Origin of the sequence: Jannaschia sp. 2305UL9-9, assembly GCF_041403465.1 — a bacterium.
Lineage (GTDB): Bacteria > Pseudomonadota > Alphaproteobacteria > Rhodobacterales > Rhodobacteraceae > Jannaschia.
Genome location: NZ_JBGEHM010000001.1, coordinates 1,532,450 through 1,554,800, shown reverse-complemented (window position 1 = coordinate 1,554,800; position 22,351 = coordinate 1,532,450). Strand labels below are relative to the sequence as shown.

General features: G+C 67.4%; 23 protein-coding genes. 9 read left to right on the top strand and 14 right to left on the bottom strand.

The features are described from left to right. Window positions 1–72 precede the first annotated feature (72 nt). A complete protein-coding gene (xseA, locus tag V6N07_RS07640) occupies window positions 73–1,701 on the top strand; it encodes an exodeoxyribonuclease VII large subunit (protein ID WP_371155404.1) in 1,629 nt (542 codons plus the stop codon). 44 nt (window positions 1,702–1,745) lie between these two features. On the opposite strand, the gene V6N07_RS07635 is transcribed toward xseA, so the two are convergent. Next, complete coding sequence (locus V6N07_RS07635) at window positions 1,746–2,156, bottom strand: hypothetical protein (RefSeq protein ID WP_371155282.1); 411 nt, start codon at window positions 2,154–2,156, stop codon at window positions 1,746–1,748. After that, entirely contained in the window at window positions 2,141–3,217 is a 1,077-nt protein-coding gene (locus V6N07_RS07630) for an alkane 1-monooxygenase (protein ID WP_371155280.1), read from the bottom strand. Before V6N07_RS07630 ends, V6N07_RS07635 begins: the two co-directional genes overlap by 16 nt. Before the next feature lie 305 nt (window positions 3,218–3,522). On the opposite strand from V6N07_RS07630, the gene V6N07_RS07625 reads away from it, so the two are divergent. Beyond that, entirely contained in the window at window positions 3,523–5,226 is a 1,704-nt protein-coding gene (locus V6N07_RS07625) for an NAD(P)H-dependent oxidoreductase subunit E (RefSeq protein WP_371155279.1), read from the top strand. A gap of 241 nt (window positions 5,227–5,467) precedes the next feature. Here the strand turns inward: V6N07_RS07625 and V6N07_RS07620 are convergent, their stop codons facing one another. Continuing rightward, on the bottom strand, window positions 5,468–6,358 hold the full coding sequence (locus tag V6N07_RS07620) for a lytic transglycosylase domain-containing protein (RefSeq protein WP_371155277.1): 891 nt from the start codon (window positions 6,356–6,358) through the stop codon (window positions 5,468–5,470). 150 nt (window positions 6,359–6,508) lie between these two features. Here V6N07_RS07620 and ftsY point away from each other — a divergent pair, with 150 nt between their 5' ends. From ftsY to V6N07_RS07600, 4 genes are all read left to right on the top strand, one after another. Beyond that, on the top strand, window positions 6,509–7,645 hold the full coding sequence (gene ftsY / locus V6N07_RS07615; RefSeq protein WP_371155275.1) for a signal recognition particle-docking protein FtsY: 1,137 nt from the start codon (window positions 6,509–6,511) through the stop codon (window positions 7,643–7,645). 84 nt (window positions 7,646–7,729) lie between these two features. Further along, entirely contained in the window at window positions 7,730–8,161 is a 432-nt protein-coding gene (locus tag V6N07_RS07610; protein WP_371155274.1) for a hypothetical protein, read from the top strand. Continuing rightward, window positions 8,158–9,048 (top strand): EamA family transporter, encoded by an 891-nt coding sequence (locus tag V6N07_RS07605; protein WP_371155272.1) that lies wholly within the window; start codon window positions 8,158–8,160, stop codon window positions 9,046–9,048. Before V6N07_RS07610 ends, V6N07_RS07605 begins: the two co-directional genes overlap by 4 nt. Before the next feature lie 38 nt (window positions 9,049–9,086). Continuing rightward, window positions 9,087–9,692: an inner membrane-spanning protein YciB gene (locus V6N07_RS07600; protein WP_371155270.1), complete on the top strand. Its 606-nt coding sequence runs from the start codon at window positions 9,087–9,089 to the stop codon at window positions 9,690–9,692. Window positions 9,693–9,717: 25 nt separating this feature from the next. On the opposite strand, the gene V6N07_RS07595 is transcribed toward V6N07_RS07600, so the two are convergent. Beyond that, window positions 9,718–11,007, bottom strand: a complete 1,290-nt coding sequence (locus V6N07_RS07595) for a pseudouridine synthase (RefSeq protein WP_371155268.1) — start codon at window positions 11,005–11,007, stop codon at window positions 9,718–9,720. Between the two features lie 77 nt (window positions 11,008–11,084). On the opposite strand from V6N07_RS07595, the gene V6N07_RS07590 reads away from it, so the two are divergent. Then, window positions 11,085–11,528 carry a nucleoside deaminase gene (locus V6N07_RS07590; protein ID WP_371155266.1) on the top strand — a complete coding sequence of 148 codons (444 nt, stop codon included), beginning with the start codon at window positions 11,085–11,087 and terminating at the stop codon, window positions 11,526–11,528. On the opposite strand, the gene V6N07_RS07585 is transcribed toward V6N07_RS07590, so the two are convergent. The 6 genes from V6N07_RS07585 to V6N07_RS07560 form a co-directional block, all read right to left on the bottom strand. After that, entirely contained in the window at window positions 11,525–11,884 is a 360-nt protein-coding gene (locus V6N07_RS07585; protein ID WP_371155264.1) for a hypothetical protein, read from the bottom strand. The two genes, V6N07_RS07590 and V6N07_RS07585, sit on opposite strands and share 4 nt — an antisense overlap. A 138-nt stretch (window positions 11,885–12,022) precedes the next feature. Beyond that, window positions 12,023–12,232 (bottom strand): hypothetical protein, encoded by a 210-nt coding sequence (locus tag V6N07_RS07580; protein ID WP_371155263.1) that lies wholly within the window; start codon window positions 12,230–12,232, stop codon window positions 12,023–12,025. A gap of 255 nt (window positions 12,233–12,487) precedes the next feature. Next, window positions 12,488–13,465 (bottom strand): P1 family peptidase, encoded by a 978-nt coding sequence (locus V6N07_RS07575; RefSeq protein WP_371155261.1) that lies wholly within the window; start codon window positions 13,463–13,465, stop codon window positions 12,488–12,490. After that, window positions 13,462–13,782, bottom strand: coding sequence for a hypothetical protein (locus V6N07_RS07570; protein WP_371155259.1), 321 nt, complete (start codon window positions 13,780–13,782; stop codon window positions 13,462–13,464). The genes V6N07_RS07575 and V6N07_RS07570 overlap by 4 nt, the downstream gene beginning before the upstream one ends. Then, window positions 13,779–13,949: a hypothetical protein gene (locus V6N07_RS07565; protein WP_371155257.1), complete on the bottom strand. Its 171-nt coding sequence runs from the start codon at window positions 13,947–13,949 to the stop codon at window positions 13,779–13,781. Before V6N07_RS07565 ends, V6N07_RS07570 begins: the two co-directional genes overlap by 4 nt. 36 nt (window positions 13,950–13,985) lie before the next feature. Further along, window positions 13,986–14,726: a glucose 1-dehydrogenase gene (locus V6N07_RS07560; RefSeq protein WP_371155256.1), complete on the bottom strand. Its 741-nt coding sequence runs from the start codon at window positions 14,724–14,726 to the stop codon at window positions 13,986–13,988. A 116-nt stretch (window positions 14,727–14,842) separates the two neighbouring features. On the opposite strand from V6N07_RS07560, the gene V6N07_RS07555 reads away from it, so the two are divergent. Continuing rightward, window positions 14,843–15,214 carry a SnoaL-like domain-containing protein gene (locus tag V6N07_RS07555; protein WP_371155254.1) on the top strand — a complete coding sequence of 124 codons (372 nt, stop codon included), beginning with the start codon at window positions 14,843–14,845 and terminating at the stop codon, window positions 15,212–15,214. Between the two features lie 12 nt (window positions 15,215–15,226). On the opposite strand, the gene V6N07_RS07550 is transcribed toward V6N07_RS07555, so the two are convergent. From V6N07_RS07550 to V6N07_RS07535, 4 genes are read right to left on the bottom strand one after another with little or no spacing between them, the layout of a single operon-like run. Then, the gene (locus V6N07_RS07550) at window positions 15,227–16,657 is read right to left on the bottom strand and encodes an aldehyde dehydrogenase family protein (protein ID WP_371155253.1); all 1,431 of its coding nucleotides are present in this window, start codon (window positions 16,655–16,657) and stop codon (window positions 15,227–15,229) included. Beyond that, window positions 16,654–18,240 (bottom strand): dipeptide ABC transporter ATP-binding protein, encoded by a 1,587-nt coding sequence (locus V6N07_RS07545; protein WP_371155252.1) that lies wholly within the window; start codon window positions 18,238–18,240, stop codon window positions 16,654–16,656. The genes V6N07_RS07550 and V6N07_RS07545 overlap by 4 nt, the downstream gene beginning before the upstream one ends. Continuing rightward, the gene (locus V6N07_RS07540) at window positions 18,237–19,049 is read right to left on the bottom strand and encodes an ABC transporter permease (RefSeq protein ID WP_371155250.1); all 813 of its coding nucleotides are present in this window, start codon (window positions 19,047–19,049) and stop codon (window positions 18,237–18,239) included. The genes V6N07_RS07545 and V6N07_RS07540 overlap by 4 nt, the downstream gene beginning before the upstream one ends. Continuing rightward, on the bottom strand, window positions 19,046–19,987 hold the full coding sequence (locus tag V6N07_RS07535; RefSeq protein ID WP_371155248.1) for an ABC transporter permease: 942 nt from the start codon (window positions 19,985–19,987) through the stop codon (window positions 19,046–19,048). Before V6N07_RS07535 ends, V6N07_RS07540 begins: the two co-directional genes overlap by 4 nt. 187 nt (window positions 19,988–20,174) lie before the next feature. On the opposite strand from V6N07_RS07535, the gene V6N07_RS07530 reads away from it, so the two are divergent. Further along, window positions 20,175–22,325 carry an esterase-like activity of phytase family protein gene (locus tag V6N07_RS07530; RefSeq protein WP_371155246.1) on the top strand — a complete coding sequence of 717 codons (2,151 nt, stop codon included), beginning with the start codon at window positions 20,175–20,177 and terminating at the stop codon, window positions 22,323–22,325. The last annotated feature ends 26 nt before the right edge of the window (window positions 22,326–22,351 follow it).

Sequence of the window (22,351 nt, the reverse complement as noted above, 5' to 3'; positions counted from 1 at the left end):
GACGCGGCGGGGCACAAGATGCGGGCCTTATGGCGGCTGGTCCCCGTGCGCCCGGCCCGCTACTACGGTGGCATGATGGATCTGATCGATGACGAGGGCCCGACACGGGGCCGCAACGAAGCCGAATACACGGTATCGCAGCTGTCCAACGAGGTGAAGCGCACGTTGGAGGGGACGTTCGGCCGCATTCGCGTGAAGGGTGAGATCGGCCGCATCTTTCGCGCGCGCTCGGGTCACCTCTACTACGACGTCAAGGACGACCGGAACGTTCTGGCCTGCACGACGTGGAAGGGGCAGATCTCGCAATTGTCCGTCACCCCGGAAGAGGGGATGGAGGTCGTCGTCACCGGCAAGCTGTCGGGCTTCGGCGCGCAATCGAAATACAACCTGAACGTCGACGCGATGGAGGTGGCGGGCGCCGGTGCCCTGATGGCGATGCTGGAAAAGCGCCGCACGCAACTGGCCGCCGAAGGGTTGTTCGAGGCGTCGCGCAAGAAGCCGTTGCCGTTCCTGCCCGAGGTCATCGGCGTCATCACGTCCCCGCAGGGCGCGGTCATCCGCGATATCCTTCACCGCTTGGCGGACCGGTTTCCGCGCAATGTCCTGATCTGGCCGGTGGCCGTACAGGGGCGCGCCTGTGCGGGCGAGGTGGCGAACGCCATCCGGGGCTTCAACGCGATGGCCCCGGGCGGTGCGATCCCGCGTCCCGATCTGCTGATCGTGGCGCGCGGGGGCGGGTCGATCGAGGATCTGTGGGGCTTCAACGAGGAGGCCGTTGTCCGCGCCGCTGCCGACAGCCGCATTCCCCTGATCTCGGCCGTGGGGCACGAAACGGATACGACGTTGATCGACCATGCGTCCGATCACCGCGCGCCCACACCCACCGCCGCCGCCGAACGCGCGGTGCCGGTGCGGGCGGAATTGCTGGCCGCCGTGGCCGCGATGGGCACGCGACAGGCCCGCGCGGCCGAAGCGCACGTGCGCCGCAGGCAGCAGCGATTGGCCGACCTGTCGCGCGGCCTGCCACGCCCCGACACCTTGTTGCAGCGCCCGCGCGACCGGGTAGGGGGGCTGTCCGCCCGCTTGCCTGTGGCCTTGCAGGCGCGCAGCCAGATGGCCCGTGCGCAGCTGTCCGCGATTGCGGGGCGGCTGACCATCGGCGACCGGATGGGCGCAGAGCGGCAGCGCCTGACCGCCTTGGCGGCCCGGCTGGATGGCGGTTTGATCGCACGGCAACGGCGCGCCAGCGCCGACCTTGCGGCCCTTGGTGGCAGCTTCGACCGCCTGACCACCCGTGGCGTGGTACAGCCGCGCCGCGATCTGTCGCGCCTGGTCGCGCGTCTGACGCCCGCCACCCTGGTGCGTCGCACGGCGCGGGATCGCGACCGGTTGGCCACGACCTTGCGCGGGCTGTCCGCGATCGCCGTATCGGCCCAAAACGCGCGCGCGGCGCGCCTGACGGCCCTCGATCGTCTGCGCGAATCGCTGGGCTATGAACGCACGTTGGAGCGCGGCTTTGCCGTCGTGCGCAGCGGCGATCAGGTCATCACGGGTTCGGCCGAGGCCCGCGCCGCCCGACAGGTGACGATCCAGTTCGCGGGCGACGTTCGGGTCGAGGCGATCACCGGCGGCGGACCCGCGCCGAAGCGCCAGAAAACACCACCGCAAAAGCCTACAAAGGATCAGGGCAGCCTGTTCTGACGCCCCTTCTTTGTTCCTCTAAATATCCAAATCCGTCGCCCGCCTCAGACGCCGAGGTCGGGCAGGGGGCAGTCCAGCGCGGCTTCGTCCACGCCGGAAGTCACGAGGTCATCGGTCGAAAGCGCGCCGACGACGCGGGCGTGAAAGGCACCGTCATCCATCTCGATGAAGTGCCAGCATTGCGGGGCAGGATCATCGTCGTAGACGAAGCAGATGTCGTCATCGCGGTTGGCGAACCAGATGCCGCGCTGACACTGACCTCCTTCGAACGCCCAGATGACGCGCTTGTCCGTGAAATACTGCTCCGCGCCGAAGGGTTCGCCGTAGCGATCGAAATGCAGGGTCTTGCCGTGCACCATCTGCTCGAACTCCTGCGGGGTGACGACACGTTCGGCGGCGGCGGGCAGGGCGCCGCACAGCATCAGGATCAGGGGCAGGCTCAGACTCGGGCGCATGTGATCTCTCCTTCGGCGCCACCCTTGCCGGGGGCGTCGTCACTGTCCACCCCTTGCCCGAGGGCATGCACCAGAGGATGCATGATCCGCCGCCACCACCATGGCCAGAGGGCAAAGGTCACCATGACCGGCAGGGAATAGGGCAGCTGTGGCTGGCCCGCTTCGATGCGCAGCTCCTCCCACCCGCGGGTCGGGTGGGCATGGTGGTCGGAATGGCGCGGGGCGTGCAGCGTCAGCAAGTTGGTCACCACATGCGGCGCGTTCCACGAATGCTGCGGGCCGACGGGTTCCCATCTGTCACCGGCACGCGCGCGCCGCATCCCGTAGTGCAGGACGTAGTCGGTCACGAGCAGCTGGCTCTGCGCCAGAAGGCAGAGCGCGACATAGGCGGCAAGCCCCGCCCAGCCCAGCGTCAGCCACGCGACCCCCATCGCAAGTCCGCCACCGCCGACATACACCCAATAGGGGTTGCGCCGGTCCCAGCCGGATCGGCCGCGCGCCCGTTGGCGGCGTTTTTCCAGGGCAAGGCCCTTCCAGAACGAATGGTGCCAGGCGCGGAAGCAGAACCTCCACCAGCTTTCGCCAAAGCGGGCGGTATTGGGGTCCTCGGGCGTGGCCACGAGGCTGTGGTGGATGCCGGGATGCGCCGTCGTCTGATGACCGAACAGCAGGGTGATATACGTCCAGCGGCCCAGCGCGCGCCGGATACGGCCCGGCGCGTGGATCAACTCATGCGCGTTGGAGTTCATGATCTGGCCGAAGAACAGCCCGGCGGCCGCGAAATAGGCGATCCAGTTCAGGACCGGCCCGCCCTGTGGCAAGGCCCAGACCGAAAGCGCGAGCAGGGGGAAATGCACGATGGCCAGCCCATTGGTGATCGCCCGTGCCTGCCGGTCGGTCGGCGCGCGGTCGCCCGCGGGCATCACCTGGTCCAGCGCCGCGACGACCAGCGCCATCCAGACGAAGCTGAGGACATCCCATGCGCCATCAAGGACGGCGCCCGCAATCAGCAGGGCAACCGACAGGCCGAGGGCTGCGACGTAGGCGAGGATGGGGGGCATCGGGTCTCCGGCCAGTGGGTGTGGAATGCTGCGGGGGCGCGATTCGCGCCGTTGGACACTCTTGCCATGTTCTCGGGCAAAACGATGGCGGGCGTTGTGCCGCAGGCGGGCATCCGCCCGGACGCCGATCGGAAACCTGTGCCGACGCATGACGGCAGCGCCTGTTCCGATCCGGGCTCATCCCCGCTCGCCCGGACTTGCCCCGCGGGGGCGGGCTGCGCAAACAGGGTGGACGAGGTCGCAATCGCGCCTGTTCGGTCGGGTCACGCCGGGTATCATGGACGCAATGCAGGGGGGGGACCGCGATGCTGGACGAGACCAAGGGCAAGGGCGTGTGGAAATCCGGCAAGGGGCGTGGGCGCGCCACACCCAAGGGTCGGCAATACGACGACACCGCCCTGGCCGAGGTGCGCGCCCTGCTGGGCGACCGCCCGCGCCGCCGCGACCTGCTGATCGAGTTTCTGCACCTGATTCAGGACACCTACGGCCATCAGTCCGCCGCCCACTTGCGGGCCCTTGCCGAAGAGATGCGCCTGTCGATGGCCGAGGTCTGGGAAGTGGCGACCTTCTACGCCCATTTCGACCCGCTGCGCGAAGACGACCCAGTCCCCCCCGATCTGACCATCCGGGTCTGCGACAGCCTGTCTTGCGAGTTGGCCGGGTCAGAGGCGCTGATCACGGCACTGGACAAAGGCATGGACCCCGCGCGCGTTCGGGTGTTGCGGGCGCCCTGCATGGGCCGCTGCGACACCGCGCCCGCGCTGGAGATCGGGCACCGTCACGTCGATTATGCCACCCCCGACGCGGTTGCACGGGTACTGGCAGACGGCGATTTTCACCCCGTCATCCCCGCCTACGAGACATTCGACGACTACCGCGAAGACGGCGGTTACGACGTGCTGACCAGCTTGCGTGCAACCGGTGACTGGGCCGAGGTGCAGGACCGGATCGCGGCCAGCGGGCTGCGCGGGCTTGGCGGGGCCGGGTTTCCTTCGGGCAGGAAATGGGGCTTCGTGCGCGGCAATTCCGGCCCCCGCCTGATGGCGGTGAATGGCGACGAAGGCGAGCCGGGGACGTTCAAGGATCGCTACTACCTCGAACGGTCGCCGCACCTGTTCCTCGAAGGGATGCTGATTGCCGCCTGGGCGGTCGAGGCGAAGCGTATCTATCTGTATATGCGCGACGAATACCCGGCGGTATTGCATATTCTGGCGACCGAAATCGCCGTGCTGGAGGGGGCGGGCCTGATCCCGCCCGGGTATGTCGACCTGCGGCGCGGGGCCGGGGCCTACATCTGCGGCGAGGAATCCGCGATGATCGAAAGCATCGAGGGCAAGCGGGGCATCCCGCGCCATCGTCCGCCCTATGTCGCGCAGGTCGGCCTGTTCGGACGGCCCACGCTGGTCCACAACATCGAGACATGCCACTGGATCGCGCGCATCTGCCGCGAGGGGCCCGAGATCCTGTCCTCGGTCGAACGCAACGGGCGCGTCGGCCTGCGAAGCTATTCGGTGTCGGGCCGCGTAGCGCAGCCGGGGGTCTACCTGCTGCCCGCCGGATCGACGATCACGGATATCATCGCGGCCGCCGGCGGGATGGCCGCCGGGCATGTGTTCAAGGCCTATCAGCCGGGCGGACCGTCATCCGGGCTGTTGCCAGCCACGCTCGATGATGTGCCTCTGGATTTCGACACCCTGCAGCCGCACGGGACGTTCATCGGGTCCGCTGCCGTCGTCGTCCTGTCCGATCAGGACAGGGCGCGCGATGCGGCGCTGAACATGCTGCGGTTCTTCGAGGCCGAAAGCTGCGGCCAGTGCACGCCCTGCAGGGTCGGATGCGAGAAGGCGGTCAAATTGATGCAGGCCGACGCGTGGGACACCAACCTGCTGGAGGAGGTGAGCCAGGCCATGGTCGACGCGTCGATCTGCGGGTTGGGTCAGGCGGCCCCAAATGCGATCCGCATGACCATCCGGCATTTCGGGGAAGAGATCGGTGCGGGCGACCATTGAGGGCAAAGCCGGCCGCACCGGGCGGGATCCGGATATTTGAAGAAACAAAGAAACATGAAGGTGGCCCCGCCTCCGGGCCGATCCGAGTGCTGACCGACTGGGCGCGGGGCCTTCTTCGTTCCACGGTCATCGGCATCCCTGCCTGTACCGCCCGGTCAGGATAACGACCGATTGGTTAACAAAGGGTTGGAGCCTTCTTTGTTCCTTCAAATATCCAATCCCGACCGCCCCGCCGGACGCGTCAATTGCGATAGGCAGCGCACCGGCATCCGGCGCGCTGAACCGCCCGGCAGACGTCGGCCGCGGCGCGCTGGCTGCCTGCCGCAATGCGCAGCATGTGATAATTGCGGTTGCCCGGACCCCGCCGTGCGACGGGCACGATTTCCAGTTTCGATTGTGGTGCTGCTGCGCGGCAGGCCCCTGGCAGGCTGGCATAGGCCGCCTGGGCGGATCGCGGCGTGTCGCCGAACCCGACCTGTGCCCCCCATGCCGCAAAGCGTGGTTCTGGCGGTGGCGGCGGCGCCAGAGGAGAGACGCGCCGCTTCGCCGCCATCGCCACGCAAGCATCCTTGAACGGGGTCGCGCCGTCGAGGGCGAATGTCAGGCCGGTGGGCGGGCTGTCCCGCCACGTCTGTGCCGTGTGGCCCGTGATGATGCGCACGTAGTCGATGGTTTCGCGGGCCAATCCGCCCGTGCGGGCCTGCCAGCCTTCGGCTCGCCGCTCGCCACCGTTGTACCCGATGGCGGCCATTCCGACGTTGCCGTAGCGGCGGGTCATTTCGCCGAGGTATTCGGCAGAGCGGGCAATGGCCTCGGCGGGGTTGAACGGGTCCGACAGGCGGCGCAGACGCGCGGTGCTGTCGATGAATTGGGCAATGCCCTTTGCATTCGCCGGGCTGACGGCATTTGGATCGAACCGGCTTTCCTGCCACAGAAGGCGGGCGAAGTAGCCGGGGGGCAGGCCGTGCAGCCGCGCCTCGGCTTCGATCTGTGCGCAGACATCGGCGGCAAACGTCGCCGCGCGGATGCAATGACGTGGGGCGTCGATACCGTCGGAACAGGAAATCACAGCCGGTGGATCGGCCCGCAGGGGCGAGGCCAGCAAACACAAAAGGAAAACGACGCGCAACATGCGTCGGACGGTCAGGCGCAGGCGGGGCGCTGTCAACCGGCGCCTTGGAAACAATGCCGAAAGCCAGCGCCCGAAAGGTCGCGCGGGGGGCGGCGCGCCCTTTCGCCCGCCGCGATGGCATACTAGGTGAGGGACGAAAGGGGAGGCGCCATGTCGTTCTTCAAGAAGCTCAAGGATCGCCTGACGCGGTCATCCTCTCGCCTCGAAGAGGGGCTGGACGCGATCGTGGAAGAAGGAGCAGAGGCCGAAACGCCCAAGGCACCGCCTGCGCCCGACCCTGCGGTGCTGCCCCCCGAAGAGACCCCGCCGTCCGTCGAAACGGCACCCGATCCGGCACCTGTCCGCGCGCCGGCCCCCGAAACGCCTGCGGCCCCCGATCCCGCGCCCGCCGCACCCGCACGTCCGGGTCTGATGGGCCGCTTGATGGGGCGTGGCCCCACGCCGGATGCCCCGCGCCGCGTTCTGGATGATGAGATGCTGGAGCAGTTGGAGGAGCTGTTGATCGCCTCCGACATGGGCGTCGATACCGCCCTGCGCGTGACGGCCAATTTGGCTGAAGGGCGCATGGGGCGCCGCCTGTCCGTGCCCGAGATCAAGGGCCTTCTGGCGACCGAGATCGCCCGCATCATGGAACCTGTGGCCCGTCCGATGCCGCTGACACGCCAACGGCCTCAGGTCGTCCTCGTTGTTGGTGTCAACGGGTCCGGCAAGACGACGACGATCGGCAAGCTCGCCTCGCAGTTCCGCGCCGCCGGCAAGTCGGTCGTGATCGCGGCTGGCGATACCTTTCGCGCCGCCGCCGTGGAACAATTGCAGGTCTGGGGCACGCGCGCCGGCGTTCCGGTCATGACCGCGCCCGAAGGCTCCGACCCGGCAAGCCTTGCCTTCGACGCCATGAAACGGGCCGAGGCCGATGGCGCGGACCTGCTGTTGATCGACACGGCAGGCCGGTTGCAGAACCGTGCCGACCTGATGGAAGAACTGTCCAAGATCGTCCGTGTCATCCGCAAGAAGGACCCGAGCGCGCCGCACAATACACTTTTGGTGCTGGATGCCACGACGGGCCAGAATGCCCTGAACCAGGTCGAAGTCTTCCAGAAACTGTCTGATGTCTCGGGCCTCGTGATGACCAAGCTGGACGGGACGGCCAAGGGCGGCGTGCTGGTGGCGCTGGCCGACCGCTTCGGCCTGCCGATCCATGCGATCGGCGTGGGTGAGCAGATCGAGGATCTGGATGCCTTCGACCCCGAGGATTTTGCCGCCGCACTGGTTGGCGTGCGTGAATAGTCGTCCGGGCCTGGTCCGCGCCCCTTGCCCGACCACTGGCGCATTGCAGGCGCGGGTGATGCCGCACCTGCGATGGATGGCTCCATGATCAGCGGTCTGCTCGTCCTCGGGCCCGATCTGCATCCCGTCGACGAGGAGGAACGTGACGCATTCCTTTGCGCGGCCGGAAGCCTGCCGCGCGAAACCTGTCCTGCCGGGTTCCGGGGACATTCCGCCGTCTGGGCGCGCGACAACGACCTGCTGGTCGGACAGGCCGCCCTCGTCGTCCTGACCGACGAAAGCCTGCGGGCCCGATTGGTGCCGCGGGCCCTGCAGGGCGTGGCCGTGGGCGCGATCGATGCCTTGGCCGTGCGGGCCGAATACCGTGAAACGGGGCTGGAGGAACGGATGGTGCGACGGCTGATCCGCGATTTCGCGCGCGGCGACGAAGCCCTTGTCTTCGTGGGGGCGGCCCATGCGCCGGTCCTCGCCTCTACCCTTGAAACACTCGACGCGGTGGACGGGGTGCTGGGATGACGTGGTTGACCGCGATCGAGGGGACGCAGACGGGGCACCATCTTGCCATGGTCCTGGCGCTGTCGGCGGCGCTGCTGCATGCATTCTTCGGGGCCCTGCAAAAGGGCCGCTACGACCCCTGGACCTCGCGCGCGATCATCGATTGCAGCCTGCTGGTCCTGTCGGCACCGATCGCCCTGTTCGTCGTGCCCTGGCCGCCCCTTGACCTGTGGTGGGTGTTCGCCGGGATGGTCGTGATCCATTTCATCTACAAGGTGCTGATGGCGATGACCTATCAGCGCGGGGCCTACACCGTCGTCTACCCCGTCGTGCGCGGCACCGGGCCCCTGTTCACCGTGCTCGGGGCGGGCCTGATCTTCGGCGAGCATTTCACCGGCGTGCAATGGGCGGGCGTGGGCCTGCTGATGGCCGGTCTGTTCGGGCTGTCGGCCTATAACATGGCCAAGGTGACGGTCGCGCGCGAGACGCTCGTGCCCGCCCTTGGTCTGGCCGTCGCGGCGGGTCTGTCGGTTGCGGTCTATACCACGTGGGATGCCTGGGGCATTCGTGCGGTCGAGAACCCGTTCACCTTTCTTGCGTGGTTCTTCTTTCTGACCGCCTTCGACTTTCCCGTGATCGCGGCGGTGCGACGCCGCTGGCCGCGCCCGGATGCGGCGATGGTGCGTCTGGGCCTCTTCGGGGCCCTCATCGCGTTCGGATCCTTCGGCTGCGTGATGATGGCGACACGATTGGACAGCGTGGGCGAGGCCGCGATCCTGCGCGAGACGTCGACCGTCTTTGCGGCGCTGATAGGATGGCTTTGGCTGAAGGAGCCCGTCGGCCCACGCCGGATCATGTTGATGTCCCTGATCGCGCTTGGTGCGGTAGTGGTGGAAATCGGCGGCTGACGTTGTTACCTGCCCTTCCAGATCAGGAGGCACCGCCCATGTCCGAGAAAACGATTGCCCCATGGGTCAAGTCCACCCTGGAGCTTGGGCCCGTTCTGGGCTTCTTTGTCGGCTACCTGTGGCTGAAGGACGAAGTCTATGTCGTGAACGGCACGGAATACGGCGGCTTCATCGCCGTGACCGCGTTGTTCATTCCCGTCATCCTCGCCTCAATGGCGATCCTCTGGTGGCTGACGGGCAAGCTGTCGCCGATGCAGGTTCTGACCGCGGTGCTGGTCGTGGTGTTCGGCGGGCTGACCGTCTGGCTGAACGACGAGCGGTTCCTGAAGATCAAGCCCACCATCGTGAACCTGCTGCTGGGGGGGGCATTGTTCGCGGGCCTATGGCGCGGGCGCAGTTTCCTGTCGATCCTGCTCAGCGAAGCGATGCCGCTGGATGATGCCGGCTGGATGATCCTGACACGGCGACTGGCGTGGTTTTTCGTGGCCTCCGCCGTCGCGAACGAGATCGTCTGGAGGTTCTTCTCGACCGAGTTCTGGGTGACGTTCGAGACGTTCTTCCTGCCCGGTTCGATGTTTGCCTTCTTCATCAGCCAGGCAGGTCTCATCTCGCGCCATACCATCGCGACCGACGAGGAAAGCTGACGCCGCCAAGGGCGGCGTCTTGGCCTTACCGTTTCGGCGGCTTGGTATAGGGCTTGCCGCCGGGAGCTTTCGTCGGTTTCGAGATACCACGACCACGCTGCCCGCCCTTGCGCAGGGACACGGATGTGTCGGCCCGCATCGCGGCCTTGCGTTCGCTTTTCGACTGACGCTGTTCCGTCTTGCCCTTTGCTGCCAGACGATCGCCGCGCGGTGCACGGTCGTCGTCGCTGCGGCGACGGGGATTGGCATCGTCCTTCGGGCCCCGGCGGGGGCCACCCTGCGCGGGGCGGTCGCCGGGTTTGCCGCGCGGCGGGCGCTGGTCGTCGTTGCGGGTAAAGGGGGGCTTGGCGGTGCGCGGCTTGCCCGCCGTTGCCGACCGGTCACCGCGCGGGGCGCGGGGCGCACGGTCGTCGTCCTGTCGATTGCGCGGCTTGCCACCCTTGGGTCGGTCGGTGGGGCCGTCATCGCGGGCCGGGCGCGCGTCGCGCCGGGGGCCACCGGGTGCATCGCCCCTGGGGGCCTTGCGGCTGGGCTGAGGCTCGGCCATGTCGCGGCGGCTTTCGGCGAAGGTGCCGTCGAAGATCGTCTCAAGCTGATCGCGCAGGACGCGGGGCTTGATCTCCTCGACCTCGTCGGGCGCAAGCGTGCCCAACTGGAACGGGCCATAGCTGACGCGGATCAGGCGGTTCACATAGAGGCCCACCACCTCGGCGGCGCGGCGGATTTCACGATTGCGCCCCTCGCGCAGGCCGACAGTCAACCAGGCGTTCGCGCCCTGCTGACGGTCGAAGGTGACCTGCATGCCCTGGAATCTCTCGCCATCGACCTCGACACCATCGCGCAGCTTCTGCAGCGCGGCCTCGTCGGGGCGACCGTTGACGCGCACGCGGTAGCGGCGCAGCCATCCGGTCTCGGGCAGTTCCAGCCGACGCTTCAGGTCGCCGTCGTTGGTCAGCAGCAGCAACCCCTCGGAGGTCAGGTCAAGACGCCCGATGGACAGCACCCGGCCAAGCCGGTCGCGCAGGGCATCGAACACCGTCTCGCGGTCCTTCTCGTCGCGCTCCGTCGTCACGAGGCCGGCTGGCTTGTGATACATCCAGACGCGGGTGTCGTCCTTTTGCGGCAGGGGTTTGCCATCGACCGTGATCCTGTCCCCCGGTAGCACGTTGGTGGCGGGCGACGAAATCGTGCGTCCGTTCACCGTGACCCGCAGGTCGGCGATCATGGTTTCGGCGTCTCGTCGCGAAGCGAGGCCCGCGCGGGCGATCACTTTGGCAAGCCGGTCACCGGCGGGGGTATCTGTGCTGTCGGTCATAAGGGGCACCTATCGGCAAAGGCGGTCCGTGGGAAGCGGCTTGCGCACCGCATGGCGCGCGGGGCAGGGAGGGGGCCATGTTCCGGTCCTTCATGCCCCTTGCCCTGTCCGAGGCCCGCGCCGCCGCCGCCCGCGGCGAGGTGCCGGTGGGTGCCGTCGTGTCGCGGGGGGCGACGGTGCTGTCGCAGGCCGGCAACCGCACGAAGGAGTTGTCGGATCCCACGGCGCACGCCGAGATACTGGCCATCCGCGCCGCCTGCGCCGCGATCGGGTCCGACAGGCTGGAAGGCTGCGCCTTGTGGGTGACGCTGGAACCCTGTGCGATGTGCGCCCAAGCCATCAGTCATGCGCGGCTGGCCCGCCTGCATTTCGGCGCGGCGGACCCCAAATCGGGCGGAGTGCTGTCCGGGGCGCGCATCTTCACGCATCCGCAAACGCACCATCGTCCCGAAATCCATGACGGCATCGACGCCGACGCCTGCGCTGCGCTGTTGCGCACGTTCTTTGCCGCACGGCGTTAGCGCGTGACGGCACAGGTCCCGAATGTCGTGATGATCGTGCCGGCGGGGCATTCGCCAAAGCGGTAGTCGCCCCGGTATGCCGTGGCCCGTTCGGACGCATCGCCGTATTGCCCGCCGATCACCTGGCCGGTCACGCGGGGCGCACGCTGATAGTATGTGGGTTGTGTCGCGACGCCCGATCCGACGTTCGAGTCGGACGCCGGTGCCAGATCGATGGCCTTGTTGTCGCTGACGACGCCTTCGTTGAACTGTCGCACGGCTTCGGCTCGGGGGCTGCCAACGGGGGCGACCTGCGCGGCCAACGGCGCAGCGACGAGGGTCATCGCGATCGTAGCGGTCATGAGGCGGGGGAACATGGGTCTCTCCTGCAACTGGGGTCGGCTGATGCCGATTGCAGTCAGAACGCGCATGTTAAGGAAAAGTTCACCATGGGGTGACGGCCCAGCGTGGGGGGGGCCGGGTTGCCGGGGCACGAGGCTCCGGCAACGAAAAGCTCAGTTGTCGCTTTCGGCGGCAATGCTGGCCAGGATCATCTGAGCCTTGGAGCCATGTGTGCTCCGGTCGCTCTTGGTGGTGATCAGTTGGGTCGCGGTTGCGCTGGAGGCGTCGGCAGACTCCGCGGCCGAGACAGCAGGGACAAGCCCGGCAGTCACGGATACGGAGAGAGCGGCGACCAGCAGGGCGGAATTCACGAACTTGGTCATGTCACGTTCCTCTCTGTCTGCGGTTGCCGTCTGGGATGGCAAAGAAACCATCGAAGATCGGATGCCCGAGATGGGCGAAGGCGGCGGCGTCATGCCCCGTTCCATGGAGGGGATATGGTCCTCTTCCTGATCAACCTCAATGCACGGGTGCGTGAATGGCGGCGTATTTTTGTGCGTTTTTGCAACGCCCATCAGGCAACCGCGCACCGCCCTCGCAAAAACGCGATCAGATCGCACGGCTGCGCAGGCAATCTTTCAGCGATACCGGTCCTGCCACGTGGGAAGGGAGCTTTCGGCCGTCGCCGCATGGACGCCCCGTGCAATCGCGCGCGACAGACAGGCGGCCGCCGCATGCCCAAGCCGCAGGCCATCCCACACGGGGTCCGGCAGATCCCGTTTTCCCGTGGCCGCCGCAAAGATCAGATCCCCGTCCATCGGGGTATGACTGGGCTGGATGGCGCGGGCCATGCCGTCATGCGCAGCCGTCGCAAGGCGCGTTGCCTGTGCCTGCGTCAGCCGCGCATCCGTCGCGACGATGGCAATCGTCGTCGCCTCATGCGGGCCGGAGGTTCCGAACGGCTCCCAATCCGGTGGCAAGAGGCCCGGCGGGGCGCCGCCGAACTCCGACGCCAGTTCCCACGGCGCGGCAAAGAACCGTCCCGCGTCGTCGCAGACCCGGCCGAGGGCGTTGACCGCGACCAGGGCACCAACCGTGATCCCGTTGTCGAGAACGCAACTCGCCGATCCCAGGCCACCGCACAGGTCCATCGTCGTCGCGCCGTATCCGGCACCGTGGCTGCCGATATCGAATGTCGGACCGGCGGCGGACAGGGCCGCGCGGCCCAAGGCGGCATAGGGATTGGCCGTCCAGGTCTTGTCACCGCCATTCAGCAGGTCGAACAGGATCGCCCCCGGCACGATCGGCACGCGCTGATCGCCGACTGCGAACCCCCGGCCCATCGCGCGCAAGCCGTCGGTCACCCCGGATGCCGCATCCAGACCAAAGGCCGATCCGCCCGACAGGACCAGCGCGTCGACCTCCTGCACCGTCTTGTCAGGGGCCAGCAGGTCGGTTTCACGCGTGCCGGGGGCCCCGCCCATGACATGCACCCCCGCCGTGAACGGGGCATCCGCCAAGAGCACCGTCGCGCCGGACCGCAGGGTGGCATCATGGGCATTTCCGACCCGCAGGCCCGCGACATCGGTGATCAGGTTGCGGGCGCCCGGCGTCATGGTGTCGCCCGCGTGATCTGTCCGACATAGCGGCCGATCCGCCGCAGGCGCTTGTCGGTATCGAAGCGCCCCGTCACCAGCGCGCCGGGCAGGACAAGGATCACCGTGTCCGACACTGCCTCGGCCGCGATTTCCACGGCAGTATCCGCGTCGAAGTAACCGCGCAGACGGCGCGCGTGGGGGGACTGCACGACCTCGACGTGATCGAGATCAGGGGCAAGGCCCGTCCGTTCGGCGGCGTCGAGAAGATGGGCAAAGGCCAGCTGCTGGCTGGCGAAGGCGCCGGCCAGAACCTCGATCTCGGCTTCCAGCCTCATGTCGCAGCCGCCGCGATCCGGGCCGCGGCGTTGACGGCACGGCCCTGACCACGGATCGCGCCCGCCGCCCAGGCGATCGCGGTACCTTGCCTTGCGCCGGGGACAACCCGGTCGGGCGCCTTGCGTGCCGCGACCTGCAACCGGACGCCAGCCTGATCGATCTTCATTGCGTTTCCTTTCCTGCGCGGCCTCGCGACATCGCCTCAGATGCAGCGGCCGCCGTCAACCTCCAACCCTACACCGGTGATCATCGACGCCTCGTCCGAGCACAGGAACGTCGCCGCGGCACCCATGTCCTGCGGGGTCGAAAAGCGGCCGATGGGGATCGAGGCGAGGAACCTGCCACGGATCTCGGGGGTGTCCTCACCCATGAAGCTGGTCAGTAGGGGTGTCTCCCCTGCGACCGGGTTCAGGCAGTTGACGCGCACGCCGTCCGGCGCAAGCTCCACCGCCATGGCTTTCGTTGCCGTGATCATCCAGCCCTTGGAGGCATTGTACCAGTTCAGCCTCGGGCGCGGCGACACCCCCGCGGTCGAGGCGATGTTCAGGATTGCCCCGCGTCTGTCGGCCTTCATGATCGGAACGATGTGCCGGGCCGACAGGAAGACGGACTTGGCATTGACCGACAGGACGCGGTCGAACTCCTCCTCGGTGACGTCCTCCATGGCTTTCGGCAGGTGCGTGATGCCGGCGTTGTTCACGAGGATGTCGATACCGCCCATCATGTCCATGGCCTGCGCCGTCAGGCGGGCCCAGTCGGCGTTGCTGGACACGTCCACCTGCGCCGACAGGCCGGTAACGCTGGCCGCGACCTCGGCTGCGCCGTCCCCGTTCAGGTCGGCCACGAGGACACGCGCGCCTTCGGCGGCAAAAGCCTCGACGATGCCCTTGCCGAAGCCCGAGGCCCCGCCCGTCACGATCGCCGTCTTTCCCGCCAGTCTCATGCCCTGTCCTCCCTTTCGACAGCGGCAGGATGCCCAGAAGGGTCCGTGGGGGCCAGAGCAATTTGGACGAATCGACAGGCGTGATAGACTGCGATCCAAATAGGGAGGGTCGTGACATGGATCTTGGAAGCATCGCGCGGGAACTGGTCGCAGGATGCCGCGAGGGGCGGGAGGCCGAGAACCTCGGCAAACTCTATTCCGAACACGCGGTCAGCGTTGAGGGTGCCGATTTCGGCGGCACCGGGCGGGAGGCCGTCGGGTTGGAGGCCATTCGCGGCAAGCACGCATGGTGGGACGCGAATTTCGAGGTCCTGTCCGCCACGGTATCCGATCCCATGCTGCATGGGGATGACCGGTTTGCCGTGCTGTTCGGGGCGCGCACCCGCAACCGGGAAACCGGAGCGGAGGAAGAGATGACCGAGGTCGCCGTCTACCACGTCGCGGACGGCAGGATCGTGCGGGAGGAATTCTTCTACGCGCCCGAATGACGCACGCGCGCATCAGCCATGATGCGCGGCCACCGTCTTGAGCTGGCTGAAACCATAGAGCGCTTCGAAGCCTTTCTCCCGCCCGTGGCCGGACTTTCCGACACCGCCAAACGGAAGCTCCACCCCGCCACCGGCACCGTAGTTGTTGAGAAAGACCTGCCCCGCGCGCAGATCGCGGGCCAGCCGCATCTGACGTGCGCCGTCCCGCGTCCAGACACCTGCCACAAGGCCGTAGTCGGTGCCATTGGCGATGGCGACGGCCTCTTCCTCGGAGGTGAAGGGGATGACGACCTGCACCGGGCCGAAGATCTCGGCCCGGGCGAGGGGGTGATCGCCCGTCGCCCCGGTCAGCAGGGTCGGCGCCACGAAATGCCCCCCCGTTCCGGCCACCTGTCCCTCGGCGGCCACGGTCAGGTCGCCCGCGCGGGCAAGGAACCCTTCCACGATCTCGCGCTGCCGGGCCGAGATGAGGGGCCCGAGGTCCAGATCCTCCTGCGCGGGTCCGACGCGCAGGTCGCGGTAGCGGGCGGCCATGCGCGACACGACCGCGTCGTGGATGTCTGCGTGAACCAGGATACGGGACGCGGCGGAACACGTCTGACCCGCGTTCTGGATCCCCGCGTTCACGAGGAAGGGCAGCGCCTCTTCGAGGTCGGCGTCGTCGAACACCAGTTGCGGGGATTTGCCGCCCAGTTCCAGCGTCACCGGAACGACGTTCGTGGCGGCGGCCTGTTGCACCCGCACGCCCGTTGCGACGGATCCGGTGAAACTGATGTGATGCACGCCGGGGTGGGCTGTCAGGGCGGCGCCCGCCTCGTCCCCCAGTCCGGGAACGACGTTCAGCGCACCTGCGGGCAGGCCCGCCTCCTGCGCGATGCGGGCAAAGGCGAGGGCGGTCAGACAGGCTTCCTCGGCGGGTTTCAGAACGCCGGCATTGCCCATGGCCAGTGCCGCGCCGACGGACCGGCCGATGATCTGCATCGGGTAGTTCCACGGCACGATATGGCCGGTGACGCCATGCGGCTGTCGCAGGGTATAGACGGTATAGCCGTCGAGATAGGGGATCGTCGTGCCATGTACCTTGTCCGCCGCGCCGCCGTAGAATTCGAGATACCGCGCGAGGGCAACGGCATCGGCACGCGCCTGTGTTAAAGGCTTGCCGACATCCGTCGCCTCCAGCAGGGCGAGGTCATCGACACGCGCCAGCACCATCTGGCCCATGCGGGCCAGGATGCGCCCGCGTTCCAGTGCCGTCATGCGCCCCCATGGACCGTCAAGCGCGGCCTGTGCGGCTGTCACGGCCGCATCGATGTCACCGGCGGTGCCGCGCGCGATCCGGCCGATGGTCTGACCGGTCGACGGATCCTCGACAGGCAGCGTCGCGCCCCCCCGTCGCCAGACGCCATCGATCAGCATTTCCTCGGTGTCGAACCATGCGGTCATGTCTCTGTCCTGCCTTTTCTGCCGGGTGGCGGGGGCTGCGTGGCGGACAGCCACGCGGCCGGGATCGTCGGGGCCGCGGCGATCAGGCTGCGGGTATAGGTGTCTTCGGGCCTATCGAAGACCTGTTCGACCGGCCCGCTTTCGACGATGCGCCCATCGCGCATGACGAGCACGCGATCGCAGATGGCACGCACCACCGTCAGGTCGTGGCTGATGAACAGATAGGACAGGCCAAGCCGGTCCTGCAGATCGTCCAGCAGCGCGAGTATCCGGGCACGCACGCGCACGTCGAGGGCACTGACGGCCTCATCGAGGACCAGAACATCCGGTCGGGTGATCAAGGCACGGGCGATCGCGATGCGCTGTCTTTGCCCGCCCGAAAATTCGTGGGGGTATCGGGTCAGGTCGTCTGCCGACAGGCCGACCTGTTCCAGCGCCTGCGCGGCACGCGCCCCGGCATCGGCGGGCCGGCCGGTCAGGTGGAAGGGCTCCAGCAGGATACGACGAATGGACCAGCGGGGGTTGAAGCTGCCATAGGGGTCCTGGAACACGACGGAGATGGCGGCCCTGTCGGCACGGGTCATATCGGTCCCGCCGGGGGCGCCACGGAAAACGATCTGCCCGCCCTGCAATCCTTCCAGCCCGAGAAGGGCGCGCGTCAGGGTCGACTTGCCACAGCCGCTTTCCCCGACAAGGCCAAGGCTTTCGCCCTTGTGCAACGTCAGATCCACATCGCTGACCGCGGTTTTCGCACCATAACGGCGTGTCACGGCCCTGGCCTGCAGGATCGGGGTATCACCGCTCGGGCGGGGCAGGCGGGGGGGCGGTTGCGTGGCTGTCAGAAGGTCGGCTGTATAGGGGTGCACGTGGGCACGGAACAGGGTTTCGGTCATCCCTTCCTCGACGATCTGCCCCGCACGCATCACCGCCACATGATCAGCCATGCGCGCCACGACCCCGAGGTCATGGGTGATCAGCAAGAGGGCCATTCCGGTTTCATCCACGAGGTCGCGTAGCAGGGCGAGGATGCCCGCCTGTGTCGTCACGTCCAGCGCCGTCGTCGGCTCATCCGCGATCAGCACATCGGGCCGCAGGGCAAGCGCCATGGCGATGCAGACCCGCTGACGCTGTCCGCCCGACAACTGGTGTGGATACCGATCCAGCGACAGCGCGCCCAGCCCGACGCGGTTCAGGCAATCGCGCGCGATGTCCCGCGCTTCGGCCGCGCGGGTGCCGCGCAGGCGCAGCGTTTCGGATACCTGCGCGCCGATGGTCTGCACCGGGTTGAGTGCGGTCATAGGCTCCTGAAAGATCATTGCGACCCGCTGCCCGCGAATGGCGAGCCACTCCCCCTCGGTCAGCCCCATCAGGTCCCGGTCCCCGGCGAGGACCGCGCCATTCGGCTGCGCCCCCTGCGGCAGCAGGCCGATCATCGCGAGGGCGGTCATCGACTTGCCGGACCCGCTTTCCCCGACAAGCGCGGTCACGCGCCCGGCGGGCACATCCAGCACGACATTCCGAAGGACCGGGGTGCCGTGGATCGACAGGGACAGATCCTGCACGCGCAGCCCGGACCCGGTCATGCCCGCCCCCGCAGGCGCGGGTCCAGTCGGTCGCGCAGACCGTCGCCCAGAAGGTTGAGGCCCAGCACCATCGCGACGATGGCCAGTCCGGGCAGGATGGCAAGCTGCGGTTCGGAATAGATCATCGTCTGCGCGTCCGACAACATGCGGCCCCAGCTTGCGGTGGGCGGCTGGGCGCCCAGCCCGACGTAGGACAGGGCTGCCTCGGCCAGGATGCCCAGGCTGAACTGGATCGTGGCCTGCACGATCAGCAGGTTGGCAATGTTCGGCAGGATGTGTTCGGCCGAAATGCGGGCAGGGGTCTTGCCCGCCACCCGCGCCGCCATGACATAGTCCAGTGTCCAGAGCGGCAGGGCCCCGCCCCGCGCCACGCGGGCAAAGACGGGAATGTTGAAGATGCCGATGGCAAGAATCGCATTGACCGCCGAAGGGCCGAATACGGCGGTGATCAGGATCGCGATCACGAGGGATGGAAAGGCAAAGATCAGGTCGTTGCCCCGCATGATGACCTCGTCCAGCCAGCTTGCGCGCCGCGCGGCCGCCGCAAGGCCCAGCGGCACGCCGATGGTGATGCCGATTCCCACCGCCACCAGGGCCACGGCGATCGACGTGCGCGCGCCCTGCATCAGCATCGAGGCCATATCGCGCCCGAAATGATCGGTCCCGAGGGGATGTTGCAGCGACATGCCCAGAAGGCGCCGGGAAATATCCAGCCGCGTGATATCATGCGGCACCCAGATCAGGGACAGCAGGGCCGCCATCGCGAACAGCGCGGTCAGGACCGACCCGATCAGCAGCGCCGGCCTCATCCCTTGCGCAGCCTCGGGTCGGCGAAGGTATAGGCCAACTCCACGAGGAAGGTGACGCAGATCACCGCGAACACCAGAAGCATCGTCACGGATTGCACCACCATCAGGTCGCGCTGTGTGATGCCCTGAAAGATCAGGCGGCCAAGGCCCGGCAGAAAGAACACGTTCTCGATGATGATGGCGCCGGCCAGCAGAAAGCTGAATTGCAACCCGAGGATCGTAAGGACGGGGATCGCGGCGTTTCGGAAGGCATGCCGCACCACCACCGCGCGACGCGACAGCCCCTTGGCGCGGGCGGTGCGGATGTAATCCTGATCCAGCGTGTCCAGCACGGCAGAGCGCAGGACACGCGCAAGGATCGAGGCCTGCGGCAGGGCAAGGGCGATGGCAGGCAGGGTCAGCGCCCTGATCGCCGCCAACGGGTCGGACCAGCCGGGAAACCCGCCGGCGGACACCCAGCGCAGTTTGACCGCAAAGAGGAACACGAGCAGCATCGCGAACCAGAAGTTCGGGATGGCGATGCCCAGCTGCGTGGCCCCCATCACGCCCCAATCGGCAAGGCCCCCCCGCCGTGCCGCGGCCAAAAGGCCCACGGGAATGGCGATCGCGACGGTCAGGATCAGCGCATAGGCGGCCAGCGGACCGGACACGCCGATCCGGTCACGTACGAGGTCGGCCACCGGCACGCGGTAGGTGTAGGATTGTCCGAAATCACCGGTCAGCATTCCGCCGACCCATGCCGCATAGCGCTGGATCAATCCGCCCTCCAACCCCAGTTCCGCGCGCAGGGCGGCGATCGTGTCGGGTTGTGCATTCAGGCCCAGCATGAACGCTGCCGGATCGCCCGGCACCGCCTGCAACATCACGAAGATCACCACGCTTGCGACCACGAGGGACAGGGACAGGGACAGGCCCCGAGACAGGAGCGTTCGGATCATGCGCGCAGGCTAGCCGCGCCTTGCGGCGGGGGAAAGGGGCAGCCGCGCTGACCCAGGACGGGATCACGCCTTGGCGCATCGCGGTCGCGCGCATGCCGCAGCGTCATACAAGTGTTATGCGTCTGTCACCGGCAGGTCATGCGCCCGCCGTTGTTTGCGCGGGAACCATACTGTTCGGGGGAACACCATGATCCGCACTCTTCTGCTGACGGCCAGCGCCGCGGCACTTGCAACCGCAGCGCAGGCCGACGGCTTCAACCGCATCGCCAGCTTTGCCGTCACCGACAACCTGCCCGAAGGCACGGAGATCGCGACCGAGACGGCGCCGGAAATCGTCGCGGCTTCGGGTGAGACCCTCGTCTATACCGACAGCCCGCTGGGCGCGCTGGGCTTCGTCGACATCTCGGACCCTGCCAACCCGCAGGCCCTTGGCGCGATAATGCTGGACGGAGAGCCGACGTCGGTCGCAACGGTCGGGGCCTATGCCCTCGTCGGGGTCAACACCTCCGAAAGCTACACCGATCCATCGGGTTTCCTTCTGGAGGTCAACGTTGCCGACCGGGCCGAGGTCGATCGCTGTGACCTGCCCGGACAGCCCGACGCGGTCGCCGTCGCACCGGATGGGTCCTTCCTTGCCGTGGCCATCGAGAACGAGCGTGACGAGGATCTGAACGACGGCGTCATCCCGCAGATGCCCGCCGGATCGGTCGTCATGGTCGACCTGACGGACGACGGCCTGATCGACTGCGACACGCTGCGCGTGGCCGATGTGACCGGTCTTGCCGACGTCGCGCCATCCGACCCGGAGCCGGAGTTCGTGTCGATCAACGGGGAAGGCGAAGTCGTCGTCACCCTTCAGGAAAACAACCATATCGTCGTTCTCGACCGCGCCGGTGCCGTGCTGTCGCATTTCTCGGCCGGGTCGGTCGACCTCGACGGGATCGATGTGCTGGACGAGCGTGGCGCGCTTCTGTTCGATGGCTCGCAACAGGGGCGCCTGCGTGAACCGGACGCCGTCGCCTGGATCGACGACACGCATTTCGCCACCGCCAACGAAGGCGACTACAACGGCGGCTCGCGCGGTTGGACGATCTTTGCGCAGGATGGAACGGTCGTCTGGGATTCGGGCACCTCGTTCGAACATGCCATCGTCGAGATCGGGCATTATCCCGACCGCCGGTCCGATGCCAAAGGCGTGGAGCCGGAGAGCGTCGCCTTTGCCGACGTGAACGGCACGCCCACGGTCTTCGTCGGGGCGGAGCGTGCATCGGTGGTCGGCGTCTACGACGTGACCGACCCGACCGCGCCCATTCTGACACAATTGCTGCCTTCGGGCGTCGGACCGGAGGGGTTCGCGGTCCTTGAGGGCGGCAACCTGCTGGTAACGGCAAACGAAGGCGACCTTGTCGAAGATGGCGGCGCCCGTGCGCACCTGATGATGTATGCCTTTCAGGACGGCACGCCGGTCTATCCGCACCTGACCTCCGCCGGGACGGACGAGCTGATCGGATGGGGCGCCATCTCGGGGATGGTGGCGGACGGCGGCGTGATCCGCGCAGTCTCCGACAGCTTCTACGGCCTGCAGCCGCGCATCTTCACCATCGACGCTTCGCAGGTGCCCGCACGCATTACCGGTGCCATCGATGTGACGCGCGGCGGATACCCGGCGCAGAAGCTGGACCTCGAGGGCATCGCGCTGGACGGCGAGGGGGGCTATTGGCTCGCCTCCGAGGGGCGCACCGACCACGTCACGCCCCACGCCCTGTATCACGTCAACGCAGAAGGCGGGATCGAGGCCGAGATCGGCCTGCCCGCCGAGTTGATGGCGGTGGAGCGCCGCTTTGGCATGGAAGGTGTGACCCGTGTGGGCGACACCCTTTGGATCGCCATGCAGCGGGAATGGGCAGACGATGCCGACAACACCGTCAAGCTGGTCAGCTACAACACCGAGAGCGGGGAGTGGGGTGCCGTATCCTACCCGTTGGAGCCCGCCGAGACCGGCTGGGTCGGCCTGTCCGAGATCGTGGCCCACGACGGATACCTCTATATCGTGGAGCGCGACAATCAGCTGGGCCAGATGGCACGGGTCAAACAGATCACCCGCGTCGCGCTGGACGGATTGCAGCCGGCACCCCTTGGTGGCGAGTTGCCCATGGTCGAAAAACAGGTTGTCCGCGATCTGTTGCCGGACCTGACCGCCACCGGTGGTTACGTCCTCGACAAGGTCGAGGGACTTGCAATCACCGCCGACGGTCGCGCCTTCGTGTCGACGGACAACGACGGTGTCGATGACCACTCGGGCGAGACGATGTTCTTCGAGGTCACGCTCAATCCATAACCAAAAGCCCTTTTCTTAAAGACATT

What these genes read in the sequence shown, in the direction of transcription:
- V6N07_RS07605 (WP_371155272.1), top strand. Translation starts at nt 8,158, where the DNA reads ATGACGTGGTTGACCGCGATCGAGGGGACGCAGACGGGGCACCATCTT.
- V6N07_RS07625 (WP_371155279.1), top strand. Translation starts at nt 3,523, where the DNA reads ATGCTGGACGAGACCAAGGGCAAGGGCGTGTGGAAATCCGGCAAGGGG.
- V6N07_RS07570 (WP_371155259.1), bottom strand. Translation starts at nt 13,782, where the DNA reads ATGAGGCTGGAAGCCGAGATCGAGGTTCTGGCCGGCGCCTTCGCCAGC.
- V6N07_RS07560 (WP_371155256.1), bottom strand. Translation starts at nt 14,726, where the DNA reads ATGAGACTGGCGGGAAAGACGGCGATCGTGACGGGCGGGGCCTCGGGC.
- V6N07_RS07600 (WP_371155270.1), top strand. Translation starts at nt 9,087, where the DNA reads ATGTCCGAGAAAACGATTGCCCCATGGGTCAAGTCCACCCTGGAGCTT.
- V6N07_RS07585 (WP_371155264.1), bottom strand. Translation starts at nt 11,884, where the DNA reads ATGTTCCCCCGCCTCATGACCGCTACGATCGCGATGACCCTCGTCGCT.
- V6N07_RS07635 (WP_371155282.1), bottom strand. Translation starts at nt 2,156, where the DNA reads ATGCGCCCGAGTCTGAGCCTGCCCCTGATCCTGATGCTGTGCGGCGCC.
- V6N07_RS07610 (WP_371155274.1), top strand. Translation starts at nt 7,730, where the DNA reads ATGATCAGCGGTCTGCTCGTCCTCGGGCCCGATCTGCATCCCGTCGAC.
- V6N07_RS07595 (WP_371155268.1), bottom strand. Translation starts at nt 11,007, where the DNA reads ATGACCGACAGCACAGATACCCCCGCCGGTGACCGGCTTGCCAAAGTG.
- V6N07_RS07530 (WP_371155246.1), top strand. Translation starts at nt 20,175, where the DNA reads ATGATCCGCACTCTTCTGCTGACGGCCAGCGCCGCGGCACTTGCAACC.
- V6N07_RS07590 (WP_371155266.1), top strand. Translation starts at nt 11,085, where the DNA reads ATGTTCCGGTCCTTCATGCCCCTTGCCCTGTCCGAGGCCCGCGCCGCC.
- V6N07_RS07565 (WP_371155257.1), bottom strand. Translation starts at nt 13,949, where the DNA reads ATGAAGATCGATCAGGCTGGCGTCCGGTTGCAGGTCGCGGCACGCAAG.
- V6N07_RS07540 (WP_371155250.1), bottom strand. Translation starts at nt 19,049, where the DNA reads ATGAGGCCGGCGCTGCTGATCGGGTCGGTCCTGACCGCGCTGTTCGCG.
- V6N07_RS07550 (WP_371155253.1), bottom strand. Translation starts at nt 16,657, where the DNA reads ATGACCGCATGGTTCGACACCGAGGAAATGCTGATCGATGGCGTCTGG.
- V6N07_RS07535 (WP_371155248.1), bottom strand. Translation starts at nt 19,987, where the DNA reads ATGATCCGAACGCTCCTGTCTCGGGGCCTGTCCCTGTCCCTGTCCCTC.
- V6N07_RS07545 (WP_371155252.1), bottom strand. Translation starts at nt 18,240, where the DNA reads ATGACCGGGTCCGGGCTGCGCGTGCAGGATCTGTCCCTGTCGATCCAC.
- V6N07_RS07620 (WP_371155277.1), bottom strand. Translation starts at nt 6,358, where the DNA reads ATGTTGCGCGTCGTTTTCCTTTTGTGTTTGCTGGCCTCGCCCCTGCGG.
- V6N07_RS07580 (WP_371155263.1), bottom strand. Translation starts at nt 12,232, where the DNA reads ATGACCAAGTTCGTGAATTCCGCCCTGCTGGTCGCCGCTCTCTCCGTA.
- V6N07_RS07555 (WP_371155254.1), top strand. Translation starts at nt 14,843, where the DNA reads ATGGATCTTGGAAGCATCGCGCGGGAACTGGTCGCAGGATGCCGCGAG.
- V6N07_RS07630 (WP_371155280.1), bottom strand. Translation starts at nt 3,217, where the DNA reads ATGCCCCCCATCCTCGCCTACGTCGCAGCCCTCGGCCTGTCGGTTGCC.
- ftsY (WP_371155275.1), top strand. Translation starts at nt 6,509, where the DNA reads ATGTCGTTCTTCAAGAAGCTCAAGGATCGCCTGACGCGGTCATCCTCT.
- V6N07_RS07575 (WP_371155261.1), bottom strand. Translation starts at nt 13,465, where the DNA reads ATGACGCCGGGCGCCCGCAACCTGATCACCGATGTCGCGGGCCTGCGG.
- xseA (WP_371155404.1), top strand. Translation starts at nt 73, where the DNA reads ATGATGGATCTGATCGATGACGAGGGCCCGACACGGGGCCGCAACGAA.